Origin of the sequence: Streptomyces sp. A0642 (assembly GCF_004795105.1) — a bacterium.
In the GTDB taxonomy this organism is placed as follows: Bacteria; Actinomycetota; Actinomycetes; order Streptomycetales; family Streptomycetaceae; genus Streptomyces.
In genome coordinates this window covers 19,743-32,177 of record NZ_SSBL01000026.1, presented here as the reverse complement: position 1 = coordinate 32,177, position 12,435 = coordinate 19,743, and the positions used below count along the sequence as shown (strand labels likewise).

At 70.3% G+C, this 12,435-nt stretch carries 7 protein-coding genes; 3 read left to right on the top strand and 4 right to left on the bottom strand.

All coding sequences use genetic code 11. From position 1 onward, the window contains the following. The first annotated feature begins 6 nt into the window (after window positions 1-6). From E6R60_RS37870 to E6R60_RS30455, 3 genes are all read left to right on the top strand, one after another. On the top strand, window positions 7-5,214 hold the full coding sequence (locus tag E6R60_RS37870) for a type I polyketide synthase (RefSeq protein WP_136329931.1): 5,208 nt from the start codon (window positions 7-9) through the stop codon (window positions 5,212-5,214). A gap of 73 nt (window positions 5,215-5,287) precedes the next feature. After that, the gene (locus tag E6R60_RS30460; protein WP_136329930.1) at window positions 5,288-6,490 is read left to right on the top strand and encodes an FAD-dependent oxidoreductase; all 1,203 of its coding nucleotides are present in this window, start codon (window positions 5,288-5,290) and stop codon (window positions 6,488-6,490) included. Between the two features lie 174 nt (window positions 6,491-6,664). Continuing rightward, the gene (locus E6R60_RS30455) at window positions 6,665-7,423 is read left to right on the top strand and encodes a TetR/AcrR family transcriptional regulator (RefSeq protein ID WP_240802737.1); all 759 of its coding nucleotides are present in this window, start codon (window positions 6,665-6,667) and stop codon (window positions 7,421-7,423) included. A 118-nt stretch (window positions 7,424-7,541) separates the two neighbouring features. Here the strand turns inward: E6R60_RS30455 and E6R60_RS30450 are convergent, their stop codons facing one another. From E6R60_RS30450 to E6R60_RS30435, 4 genes are all read right to left on the bottom strand, one after another. After that, window positions 7,542-9,137: an MFS transporter gene (locus E6R60_RS30450; RefSeq protein WP_136329929.1), complete on the bottom strand. Its 1,596-nt coding sequence runs from the start codon at window positions 9,135-9,137 to the stop codon at window positions 7,542-7,544. Window positions 9,138-9,266: 129 nt separating this feature from the next. Beyond that, complete coding sequence (locus E6R60_RS30445; RefSeq protein ID WP_136329928.1) at window positions 9,267-10,820, bottom strand: AMP-binding protein; 1,554 nt, start codon at window positions 10,818-10,820, stop codon at window positions 9,267-9,269. Beyond that, the gene (locus E6R60_RS30440) at window positions 10,789-11,694 is read right to left on the bottom strand and encodes a helix-turn-helix domain-containing protein (RefSeq protein WP_136329927.1); all 906 of its coding nucleotides are present in this window, start codon (window positions 11,692-11,694) and stop codon (window positions 10,789-10,791) included. The genes E6R60_RS30445 and E6R60_RS30440 overlap by 32 nt, the downstream gene beginning before the upstream one ends. Before the next feature lie 11 nt (window positions 11,695-11,705). Beyond that, window positions 11,706-11,942 carry a phosphopantetheine-binding protein gene (locus E6R60_RS30435; RefSeq protein ID WP_136329926.1) on the bottom strand — a complete coding sequence of 79 codons (237 nt, stop codon included), beginning with the start codon at window positions 11,940-11,942 and terminating at the stop codon, window positions 11,706-11,708. Window positions 11,943-12,435 lie beyond the last annotated feature (493 nt).

Below are 12,435 nucleotides of genomic sequence, written 5' to 3'. Positions count from 1 at the left end.
AACATCATGGAAGCATCTGTAGAGCAGCTGGTCGCCGCCCTCCGCACGACGATGGTCGAGAACGAACGCCTGCGCTCGGCCAACGACCGCCTCAACGGTGACGCCACCGAGCCGATTGCGATCGTGGGGATGGCGTGCCGTTATCCGGGTGGGGTGGGTTCTCCGGACGAGTTGTGGGATCTGGTGGTGGAGGGCCGGGACGGTGTGTCGGCGTTTCCGGTGGATCGTGGGTGGGATGTGGAGGGGCTCTACGATCCGGAGCCGGGGAAGCCGGATCGTACGGTGACGCGTGAGGGCGGTTTTCTGTACGATGCGGCGGATTTCGATGCCGGGTTGTTCGGGATCTCGCCGCGTGAGGCGTTGGGGATGGATCCGCAGCAGCGGTTGTTGCTGGAGGCGTCCTGGGAGGCGGTGGAGAGCGCGGGGATCGATCCCCTCTCCCTGAAGGGCAGCCGGACCGGCGTCTACGCCGGCGTCATGTACCACGACTACGGGCCGGGCACGAGCGACGGCAGCCTCGTCACCGGCCGGGTGGCCTTCACTCTCGGCCTCGAAGGCCCCGCCGTCACCATCGACACCGCGTGTTCGTCCTCGCTCGTCGCCCTCCATTGGGCGGGGCAGGCGCTGCGCCGGGGTGACTGCTCGATGGCGCTGGTCGGCGGCGTGACGGTGATGACGACCCCGGACATGTTCCTCTACTTCAGCCACCAGCGGGGCATGGCCAAGGACGGCCGCTGCAAGTCCTTCGCCGCCGAGGCGGACGGGACCGGCTGCTCGGAGGGCGTGGGCGTCCTCATGATCGAACGCCTCTCCGACGCCCGCCGGAACGGACACCCCGTCCTCGCGGTGATCCGCGGGAGCGCCATCAACCAGGACGGCGCGTCGAGCGGGATGACCACCCCCAACGGCCCGTCGCAGCAGCGGGTGATCCGCGCGGCTCTGGAGAACGCGGGGATCACCACCACGGACGTGGATCTGGTGGAGGCGCATGGGACGGGGACCCGGCTGGGTGATCCGATCGAGGCGCAGGCGTTGCTGGCGACGTACGGTCAGGGTCGCCCGGAGGGTGCTCCGTTGTGGCTGGGGTCGCTGAAGTCGAACCTGGGCCACACGCAGGCCGCCGCCGGTGTGGGCGGGGTCATCAAGGCCGTGCAGGCGATTCGGCACGGAGTGCTGCCGAAGTCCCTCCACTCGCAGACGCGTTCACCCCATGTGGACTGGGATGCGGGTGCGGTGGAGTTGTTGACGGAGTCGCGGGCGTGGCCGGTGCGGGATCGTCCGCGTCGGGTGGGGGTGTCGTCGTTCGGTCTGAGTGGGACGAACGCGCATGTGATCGTGGAGCAGGCTCCGGTGGTGGAGGAGCCGGAGACGGCCGGTGCGGTCGAACTGCCCTTGGTGCCGGTGCTGTTGTCGGCGCGGAGTGAGGCGGGTCTGTCCGCTCAGGCCGGGAAGCTGCTGGAGCGGCTGGGAGATGCCGCGTCTGTGTTGGATGTCGGGTTCTCGTCGGTGGTGTCGCGTGCGGTGCTGGAGCATCGTGCGGTGGTCGCGGCAGCCGATCGCGAAGAGCTGGTCCGGGGCCTGACCGCGCTGGTCGAGGGGGAGCTGTCGCCGTCGGTCGTGCAGGGTGTAGCGCAGCCGACGGGCGCCACAGCCTTCTTGTTCACGGGTCAGGGTGCGCAGCGGCTGGGGATGGGCCGGGAGCTGTACGAGGTGTTCCCGGTGTTCGCCGAAGCCTTTGATGCGGTGCTTGCGGAGCTGGATGGCCGCCTGGGTCGCAGTCTGCGTGAGGTGGTGTGGGGTGAGGACTCGGACCTGCTGAACGGGACGATGTTCGCTCAGGCCGGGTTGTTCGCGGTGGAGACGGCGTTGTTCCGGTTGGTGGAATCGTGGGGAGTGCGTCCGGACTTCCTGGTCGGTCATTCCGTGGGTGAGATCGCGGCCGCGCACGTGTCCGGTGCTCTGTCCCTGAGTGATGCTGCTGAGTTGGTGGTGGCGCGTGGTCGGTTGATGCAGGGGTTGCCGGCGGGTGGGTCGATGGTGGCGGTGGAGGCGACGGAGGCCGAGGTCCTTCCGTTGCTGAACGGTGCGGTGGGGATCGCGGCGGTCAACGGTCCGCGGTCCGTCGTGGTCTCGGGTACGGAGTCGGCGGTTCGTGAGCTGGTCGCGGTGTTCGAGGCGCAGGACCGCCGTACGAGTGTGCTCCGGGTGTCGCATGCGTTCCATTCGCCGTTGATGGAGCCGATGTTGGAGGAGTTCGGGGCGGTGGTGGCGGGGTTGTCGTTCGGTGCTCCGTCGATTCCTGTGGTGTCGGGTGTGTCCGGGGATGTGGCTGAGGGCTGGGGTTCGGCGGCGTACTGGGTGCGGCATGTGCGGGAGGCGGTGCGGTTCGCGGACGCGGTGTCGTTCGTCGCGTCGCGGGGTGTGACGTCGTTCGTCGAGCTGGGCCCGGACGGGGTGCTGTGCGGGATGGCGCAGCAGGCGGTGGACGCGGACGCCTCGGTGTTCGTGCCGGTGGTGCGCAAGGGCCGCCCGGAGGTGGTGTCGGCTGTGACGGCGTTGGGCCGGTTGCATGTGGCCGGGGTCGCGGTGGAGTGGTCTCGGTTCTTCGAGGGTTCGGGAGCTCGCCGCGTTGATCTTCCGACGTATGCGTTCCAGCGGGAGCGGTTCTGGTTGGAGTGTGTGGGGGGTGGGGATGCGGGTGGTCTGGGTCAGGTGGTGGTTGATCATCCGGTGTTGGGTGCGTTGGTGGCGTTGCCGGATTCGGGTGGTGTGGTGTTGACGGGGCGGTTGTCGGTGGAGGGGTTGGGGTGGTTGGCGGATCATGTGGTGTTGGGGTCGGTGTTGTTGCCGGGGGCGGCGTTTGTGGAGTTGGTGGTGCGGGCTGGGGATGAGGTGGGTTGTGGGGTGGTGGAGGAGTTGACGTTGCGGGCGCCTTTGGTTGTTCCGGAGCGTGGTGGGGTGGCGTTGCAGGTGGTGGTGGGTGGTGTGGATGAGGTGGGTTGTCGTTCGGTGCGGGTGCATTCGCGTCGGGAGGATGCGGGTGCGGGTGGGGCGTGGGTGTTGCATGCGGAGGGTGTGGTGGGTGGAGGTGCGGAGGGTTCCGTGCCGGCGTTCGACCTCACCGTATGGCCCCCGCCGGGCGCGACCCGCGTACGGACCGACGACGCCTACGAGCTGCTCCACAAGCAGGGGTACGTCTACGGTCCCGTCTTCCGCGGGCTCAAGGCCGTGTGGCGGCGCGGGGATGACGTCTTCGCGGAGGTGGAGCTGCCCGAGCAGGCGCACACGGACGCCGAGAGATTCGGTCTCCACCCTGCCCTCCTCGACGCGACCATGCACGCGTTGGGGGTCGGCGAGGATGTCACGGGCGACGAGCCGACCGAACTCCCCTTCTCCTGGACCGACGTGTCCCTGCACGCCGCCGGTGCCCGCGCGCTTCGGGTCCGGCTGTCGCCCCAAGGCGCAAGCAGCCTGACGCTGCACCTGGCGGACCAGGACGGTGCTCCCGTGGCCACGATCGGCGGACTGACGTTCCGTCCGGTGTCGGTGGAGCAGTTGGCTGGTGTGGGTGGGGGTGGTGGGTTGCATGAGGTGGTGTGGCGGTCGTTGGTGACCGCTGGGGTGGTGGAGGGTCCGGTTGAGGCGGCGGTGTTCGAGGTGCCGGTGCCGGTGGTGGGTGTGGATCCGGTTGATCCGGTGGGGGGTGTGCGGTCGGTGCTGGGTGGGGTGTTGGAGGCGGTTCAGGGCTGGTTGGAGGGTGAGGAGGCGGGTCCGTTGGTGGTGGTGACCCGTGGTGCGGTCGCTACGGGCTCTGATGTGGGTGTGGATGTGTGTCAGGCGCCGGTGTGGGGTTTGGTGCGGGCGGCGCAGGCGGAGAATCCGGGCCGGTTCGTTTTGGTGGATGTGGATCCTGCGGGTGGTGGGTTCGGGGATGTGGCGGGTGTGGTGCTGTCTTCGGGTGAGCCGGAGGTGGCGGTGCGTGGGGGTGAGGTTCTGGTTCCGCGTCTGGTCGAGGTCCCGGCCGGTGAGAGCGGCGCGGACGCGGCGGATGTGGTGGATGTGTCGGGTGGGACGGTGTTGGTGACGGGTGGTACGGGTGGTCTGGGTGGGTTGGTGGCCCGGCATCTGGTGGAGGTGCGTGGGGTGCGGCGTCTGGTGTTGGCGGGGCGTCGGGGTCTGGAGGCTCCGGGGGTTGAGGCGTTGGTGGGTGATCTGCGGGGTTTGGGTGCGGAGGTGTCGGTGGTGGCGTGTGACATGGCGGACCGGTCGGCTGTGGTGGGGTTGGTGGAGGGTGTGGGTGCGGATCTGGTGGGGGTGGTGCATGCGGCGGGTGCGGGGGACAACGGTTTGGTGGGGTCGATGGATGGGGCGCGGTTGGATCGGGTGTTGGGGGCGAAGGCGGATGGTGCGTGGTATTTGCATGAGTTGACGTGTGAGCGGGAGTTGGCGTTTTTCGTGATGTTCTCGTCGGCGGGTGGTTCTGTGCTGGCGGCGGGTCAGGCGAATTATGCGGCGGCGAACGTGTTCCTGGACGCGTTGGCGGTGCGGCGCCGGGCGGAGGGGCTGCCGGCCACCTCCCTGGCGTACGGGCTCTGGGACGTGGCCACCGGCCTGACCGAGGCCATCGACGATGACGCCCGCCTCATGGCGGCGCGCGGTCTTCCGGCCCTCGCCCCCGACGACGCGCTCCGGCTCTTCGACGCGGGAATGGCGTCGGGACGGGCGGCCCTGGTGCCCCTCGCCGTCGACGTGCCCACGCTGAAGGCGAAGCCCGGTGCGCTGCACGCCCATCTACGGGACATGGTCGGCACCGACGCCGGCCCCGTGGTCCGGAGCCGTACGAAGAGCGCCGATCCCGCCGCTCTGACCGCTCGTCTCGCCGGGCTGAGCACCGAGGACCGCGAGCGGGCCCTGCTGGACCTGGTACGCGGTCACGCCTCCGCCGTGCTGGGGCACTCCGGCGCCGAAGCGGTTCCCGCCGAGCGCGGATTCCTCGACATCGGCTTCGACTCGCTGACGGCTCTGGAACTCAGGACCCGCCTGAGTGAGGTGACCGGCTGCCGGCTGGCCCCGACCCTGATCTTCGACTACCCCTCCGCCGCCGAGCTCGCCACGCACCTGCGGCAGGCTCTCTTCGGCGAGGACGCCCCCGCGGACGACCTCAGCGCGGCCACCGCGGACGAGCTGTTCGACATTCTCGACGGCGAGGCGTAGTGCCCGCCGGGCAGGCCCCGCCGGTCGCGGCACCAGACATTCACGTGAGCAGGACCGGAAACGAGGAGCGAGCGTGCTGAACCGGATAGTCGTCGTGGGCGCGGCCGCCGCGGGACTGACCGCGGTGGAGACACTGCGGGCCAGGGGGTACGAGGGAGGGCTCACCCTCGTCGGTGACGAGCGCCATCCCCCCTATGAACGTCCGCCCCTCTCCAAGGAGTTGCTGACCGAGGGCTGGGAACCTCCGAGCACCTGGCTGCGCAAGGCCGACGTGCTGGCCTCCGTCGACGCCGATCTGCGGCTCGGCTGCCGGGCCACTGGCCTCGACCGGGACGCCCGTAGCGTCACCCTCTCCACCGGCGAGGAACTGCCCTACGACGCGGTGGTCATCGCGACGGGGCTTCGGCCGCGCCGGCTGCCGTGCGGGGACGGCCTCCGCGGCGTTCACGTCCTGCGGTCGCTGGACGACGCGGTCCGCCTGCGCGAGGCCCTGGCGGCGGGGCCCAGGGTGGCGGTGATCGGGGCCGGATTCCTCGGGGCGGAGATCGCCGCCACGGCGCGCGGGGCCGGGCTCGACGTGACGCTGATCGACACGAACGCCCAGCCGCTCGCTCGCCAGGTCGGTGCCGAGATCGGCGGGCTCGTGGCCGGCCTCCACCGTGACCACGGGGTACGGCTCGTGCTCGGCGCCGACGTGGCGGGCATGGCCCGGGACGGTGCCGGGGTCCGGGGCGTCGTACTCGCGGACGGCACCACCGTCGACGCCGACCTGGTCGTCGTCGCGATCGGCTCGGTGCCCGCCGTGGACTGGCTCGCCGGTTCCGGAGTGCCCCTGGGGGACGGGGTCATGTGCGACAGCTACTGCCGGGCCGCCCCCGGCGTATGGGCGGCCGGAGACGTCGCCAACTGGCCGCACCCCATGGTGGCCGGGGCCCGCGTGAGACTCGAACAGCGGACCAACGCCGCCCAGCAGGCCATGGCGGTCGTCGCCAACATCCTGGCCGGCGACGAGGGTGCGAAGCCGTACACCCCCGTGCCCTTCGGCTGGACCCATCAGTTCGGGGAGAAGATACAGACCATCGGGTGGTGCCCTCCCGACGCACGGACGGAGATCGTCAGCGGGTCCACCGAGGACCGGGAGTTCGTCGCCGCGTACCACCGCGACGGGGTCCTCGTCGGCGGGCTCGGCTGGAACAGCGCGCGGGGGCTCCGGCAGTGCCGGCAGCTGCTCGGCCGGCCGTCGTCGGAGCTGACCGCCGCCGCGGCAGGCGTCTGAACCCTCACCACCGGGAAGCCGGCGTGGGCCGCCCGGACGTCACCGCGCGCGGTGTCGTACCGTCTCTCCACCTCGGTCTCACACCGGCTCCGCGTACGGCGGACCCCGGGCGTATACGATGCTCTATGCGTGCGTGATACGCATGGAAGGGCTCCTGATGAAGGCAGGCACGACATGACGACTGGCGAAGGAACGAGCACGGAAGGCGTCGGCCTGCCGAACAGCATCGCGGTGCTCTGGGAACTGCGGAACCGGGAACAGCGCACCGCGCGTACCGGCCTGAGCGTCGAGCGCATCGTCACGGCCGCGATCGAGTCGGCCGACGCCGACGGTCTCGCCGGCCTGTCCATGTCCCGTGTCGCCAAGAGCCTCGACTTCGGCACCATGTCGCTGTACCGCCACGTGTCGAGCAAGGACGAGCTGCGGCAGCTGATGCTGGACATGGCCTATGGCACCCCGCCCCGTATCGACACGGCCGACGGCGACTGGCGGGCGGGGCTGGAGCAGTGGGCGCGCGCCTTCCAGGAGGTCTTCCACCGGCATCCCTGGATGCTGCAGATCTCGGTCAGCGGGCCGCCTCTGGAGCCGGGCCAGCTCAGCTGGCTGGAGTGCGGTCTGCGCACCCTGGGCGGCACCACTCTGCGGCCGGACGACAAGCTGTCCGTGATGATGCTGATGATCGGCTACGTGCGCAACAACGTGCAGATGTCGCTCGGTGTCACCCAGGACTTCAGCGAGGCGGACCTGATGGCCAACTACGGTCGCGCGCTGGCCAAGTACGCCGACTCCGCTTCGTTTCCCGCGCTCGCCGAGTTGCTGGAGGCCGGGGCGTTCGACGAGCCGGAGGACGACTTCACCTTCGGGCTCCAGCGGGTCCTGGACGGCATTGAGGTGCTGGTCCGCATCCGTAACGGCGAGAAGCCGCTCACCTGACGCGGCCGCCGCCCGGCGCGGCCGGGCGGACCGCGTGCCGACAGCAGAAGGGGGCTGGTTCCCCACCCGGCCGGGTGGGGAACCAGCCCCCTTCTGCTGCGTGCGGAGCCCCGGCCGGTCAGCCTGCGGTGGGCTGCATGCGCTTGGGCGACGGAACGGTCGCCGGCGCGTCGATGTCGTACGGATCGATCGGCTCGCCCGTCTCGATCGGCACCCTGCGCAGCAGTACGGCGACGATCGTGGCGACCACGACCATGGCGGCGGCCCCGGAGAGCGCCGCCACCTGGAGGCCGTGGGTGAAGGCCTCACGGCTGGTGGCGAGCAGCTCGGCGCCGACCGCGGCCGGCTGCTGGGCGGCGACGGTGGCGGCGCCGCCGATCGTGTTGCGCACCGCCTCCAGGGCCTCACCGCCGAGCCCGGCGGGATTCACCGCGTCCATGTCGTGCCGGTAGATGGCGGAACCGATGCTGCCGATGACGGCGAAGCCGAACGCGCTGCCGAACTCGGTGAAGGTCTCCGAGGTCGCGGTGGACGACCCGGCGTGCTCCTTCGGGGCGGAGGTGACGACGATCTCCGCCGTGAGCGTCTTCGAGGCCGTCATTCCCGCCGCCATCAGCCCCACGCCGACCAGCAGGACGGCGACGCTCGAATCCACCGTGAGGCGGCTCAGCACGCCGAACCCGACGGCCATCACCAGCATGCCGCTGGCGACCAGATAGACCGGCTTGACCTTGCGGGACAGGGCCGAGACGAGGCCGACCGCGATCCCGATCGCCGGCATCACGGCCATGGACCACAGGGCGGCCCGGAAGGGCGTCATGCCCAGCACCATCTGGAGGTACTGGTTGGTGAGGATGCTGACGCCCATGAAGGAGAACATCACCATCAGGTTCGTCAGGATCGCCCCGGTGAAGCCGCCGTAGCGGAACAGCGAGATGTCGATGAGAGGGTGCGACGTCATGCGCTGACGCTGCACGAAGGCGACGAGGAGGACGGCGCCGACACCGGCCCAGATCGCGGACTCACGGGACCAGCCGTCGACGGCCAGCTCCTTGAGTCCGTAGATGAACGGCATGATGCCCGCGATCGACAGGAACGCGCCGAGCACGTCCAGCTTGCCGCGCGAGGGGTCGCGCCGCTCCGGCAGCAGGATCGGGGCCAGGATCAGCACCAGCACCATCACCGGGGTGTTGATCATGAAGACGGAGCCCCACCAGAAGTTGTTCAGCAGCAGGCCGCCCACGACCGGGCCGAGGGCCGCACCGGTGGCCAGGGTGCCGCTCCAGGCGGCGATGGCCGACTTCCGCTGCTTGGAGTCGTGGAACATGTTGCGGATCAGGGCCAGGGAGGTCGGCGTCAGCGTCGCGGCGCCGAGTCCCAGCAGGGCGCGCGAGCCGATGAGCATCTCGGGGGTGTCCGCCGTCGCGGCGAGGGCCGACGCCACACCGAAGACCAGGGCGCCGATGATCAGAAGCTTCCGCCGTCCGAAGCGGTCGCCCACCCAGCCCATCGTGATCAGTGCACCGGCCAGCACGAAGCTGTAGATGTCCATGATCCACAACAGTTGGGTGGCGCTCGGTTTCAGCGACTCGCTGATGGGTGTGATCGCGAAGCCGAGGACCGAGATGTCAATGGCGATCAGCAGGGTGACCAGGACGATCACCACGAGGCCGAGCCATTCCTTGAGCCCCGCCCGGGGCTTGATTTCTGTCATGGCAAACGTCCATGCCTTCCTGCGTCATGACCCTGGGTACGTAACACGCTGAGCGTATCAGGTACGCGTCGGCGTGTCGCGTACCCATTGGAGGCGGACCGAGGCCGGGAGCCTTGCCCCGCCCGGGATTCAGCGAGGCCGGCCGAGCAGTTCGAGCGCGCGGTCCAGCAGGGCGCGGCGGTCGATCTTGCGGTTGGAGTTGAGCGGGAATTCCGTCAGGTGGAAGAAGTGCTGGGGAAGGGCCGCCCGGGGGAGGGTCCGGCTCAGCTCGCGGGCCAGGGCGACGGGCGGCACGCGCTCTCCGGTCTGGAACGCCGCCAGCGTGATGCCCTGCTCGGAGGGCACGGGCACCGCGACGGCGTCGTCCACCCCCGGGCACCGGCGCAGCGCCTCGTCGATCTCCGCCAGCTCGATCCGCACGCCGCGGACCTGGACCTGCTGGTCCAGTCGGCCGAGGTAGAGCAACTGGTCTTCCTCGCCCCGCCGGATCCGGTCGCCCGTCCGGTAGTAACGGACTCCGTCCCGCTCCACGAAGCGGCCCGCGTCATCTGCGGGGTCCAGATATCCGGAGGTGAGCTGCGGCCCGGCCACGCACAACTCGCCTTCCGACGGATCCGGTTCGCCGTCCGTGCCGAGCAGCATCCACGCGTGCCCCGCGTGCACCGGACCGATCGGGACGACACCGGCGACCGAGATCCCGGGTGAGCGCTCGGGAGACCACCGGTGCCGGGTGATGGTGATCGTCAGCTCGGTCGGACCGTAGAGGTTCTCGATGGCCGAGTCCCTCGCCGCACGCTGCCAGTCCGTCACGTCCTGACAGGTCACCGCCTCGCCCGCGAAGAAGCTCCAGCGCAGCGAGGGCAGTGCGCCGCCCGTGAGCCGGCCCGTGCGGCGGATCAGGCCGATCACGCTGGGGGTGGAGAACCAGACCGTGACGCCCTGCTCGGCGACGAAGCCGGGCAGGTCCCGGTAGGCGCCCGCCGGAACGGGCACCAGGGTGGCGCCGGCGCCCCACGCGCAGAACAGGTCGAACATCGCGCAGTCGAAGTTCAGATCGAAGTTCTGGGAGAAAACGTCGTGCGGTCCGAAGTCGTACCGCGCGTCGAGGAGGCCGAAGTAGTGGGCGCCGTTGGCATGGGTGACCGGCACACCCTTGGGCCGCCCCGTGGAACCGGAGGTGAAGAGCACATAGGCGATGTCGTCGGGCGCCACCAGCCGGGGGCGCGCCAGGCGTGAGGCCGGATCGGGTGCGATCACCCCGACGACGTCACCTGCGGCCGCCCCGTCCACCAGTGCGGGAAGTGCGACGCCTTCGGCCCGTAGCTTCTCCAGCGCCGTCACCGCCTCGGCGTCCACGAACAGCGCTTCCACTCCGGCCGCTTCGAGCATCTGGAGGGTGCGGAGCACCGGGAAGGACGGCTGCAGCGGAACCATCGTGATTCCGGTGAACAGGCAGGCGAGGATGTTCGTGTAGGCGTCGAGCCCCTTGCCCGCGAGCACGCCCACCGCGGCCGGGCGCTGCGGCAGTCCGGCCAGCAGCGAGCCCGCCCGGATCAGCGCCCGGTCGTACAGCTCCGTGTACGTCAACGAGGTGGCACCGACACGGACGGCCACCCCCTGCGGGGACCGCGCGAGCCCGCGCAGGAAACGGTCATAGAGGGCGTGGGCCGACGTCTGGTCCATGAGTGGTCCCCGGATGGCGGTGGATGGATGGGGTGGGACGGTGCCCGCTGCTGCCCGCGAGCCGCAGCAGGACCTCGGCGAGATCGGCCCGGGAGCGGGTGGCCGGCGCGTGGTGCAGGGAGACGCGTGGATTCCTCGCCAGCCACTCGCGTACACGCCTGGAGCGAACCGCGCCCGGCCCGTCCAGGAGCACGTGCAGCCGCGGGTAGGGGTGAGCCTGCGCGACCGTGTCCAGGAGGGTCAGGAAGTCGCCCGGTGCGGAGGCGCTGTGGGCCCCCGGTCCGGCCCGGTCGACCAGCAGGGGGCGGAACCGCTCCTCGGCCCGGTGCCCCGCGTGGTCGTCCGCCCGCAGCACCACCGCGTTCCACGACGAGGCGCGGAAGACACCGATCACCCGGCGGTGCGCCCCGGGCGGCAGAGGCGGTACGGAAGGCAGTTGGAAGGTCTCGGGGCGGTGCGGACGCACCCCCCACTTGCGCCACACGCGCGACACCGTGGAGTGCGCGATCCCCAACTCCTCGGCGAGCATGCGCGAGGACCAGTACGGGGCCCGCAGCCGTGCCGGGGGCCTGGCGCCGTCGGCGAGCGTGGCGACGAGCACCGCCACTTCGTCCACCGTCGGCGGACGCCCCGGCCGGGGCAGATCACCCAGCGCCGTGATCCCGGAATCCGCATACCTGGAACGCCACTTGATGACGGTCGGACGGGACACCCGCAACAGGGTCGCGATCTCCGTGTTCGAGAGCCCCGCCGCGGCGAGCAGCACGATCCTGGCCCGTCGGACGAGCCCGGCCGGCGCCGTCGACATGCGGGTCAGGGCCTCCAGCCGGGCCAGGTCGCCCTCCCGGAGACGGAGCGCGGGAACGCTGTGCATGACCCCGGCCCTCAGCGCAGACGTTGCAGTGCGTTCCAGAGCACGTCCGGGGTCTCGAATATCTCCAGGGAGAGCGCCTCGTCGCGGAAGTGCACGTCGTAAGCGGATTCGAGACCGGCGAGCAGCTCGATCATGCCCAGTGAATCGAGACCGAAATCGCGCAGTCGCATGTCCCCCGTGATCGCCTCGTCCGGGGGGAGGAAGGACAACTGCTTCCGAAGGAGAATGTCGAACTGTTCATCCCACATGAGGGCTCCGGTTTCAGGCGCGAAGGGGTGGAGGAATGTTCCGGGATCGCCGGACCGCACCGGGTCCGCGGCTACGGAATCCGACTGCGGGCAGCCGGTCGCCCACGTGCTCGGCAGGAATGGGATACCGGGCCCCGACGCTAGTCCCGGCGGGCCGGAACCAGTACCCCTACTCGCCCCTATGAGGGCGTCGCGCGGAGCGGGCCGGCGGCAGCGGATACCGGGTACGTCCTCCCCGCCCGCACGCTCCCGCGCAGGTGGGGATGGTCGTCCGCACCCCTCTCGCCCGTGCGGCACCTGCGGGGACGGGCCGGCGCCGCCGCCCGGGCTCTGGGGTGACCCGGGCGGGGCAGGGGCCCGATTGTGGGGACCCCGGGCACGACTAAGGGGTGGGCAACAGGTCCACCGGCACCGTAATTTTCCGAGTGGTCCCACACTTCATTCTCTTCATTCCGCTCATTCCGTCATTTGCTCGGGTCCGCGGTCCGCTGAA

What these genes read in the sequence shown, in the direction of transcription:
- E6R60_RS37870 (WP_136329931.1), top strand. Translation starts at nt 7, where the DNA reads ATGGAAGCATCTGTAGAGCAGCTGGTCGCCGCCCTCCGCACGACGATG.
- E6R60_RS30455 (WP_240802737.1), top strand. Translation starts at nt 6,665, where the DNA reads ATGACGACTGGCGAAGGAACGAGCACGGAAGGCGTCGGCCTGCCGAAC.
- E6R60_RS30450 (WP_136329929.1), bottom strand. Translation starts at nt 9,137, where the DNA reads ATGACAGAAATCAAGCCCCGGGCGGGGCTCAAGGAATGGCTCGGCCTC.
- E6R60_RS30445 (WP_136329928.1), bottom strand. Translation starts at nt 10,820, where the DNA reads ATGGACCAGACGTCGGCCCACGCCCTCTATGACCGTTTCCTGCGCGGG.
- E6R60_RS30440 (WP_136329927.1), bottom strand. Translation starts at nt 11,694, where the DNA reads ATGCACAGCGTTCCCGCGCTCCGTCTCCGGGAGGGCGACCTGGCCCGG.
- E6R60_RS30435 (WP_136329926.1), bottom strand. Translation starts at nt 11,942, where the DNA reads ATGTGGGATGAACAGTTCGACATTCTCCTTCGGAAGCAGTTGTCCTTC.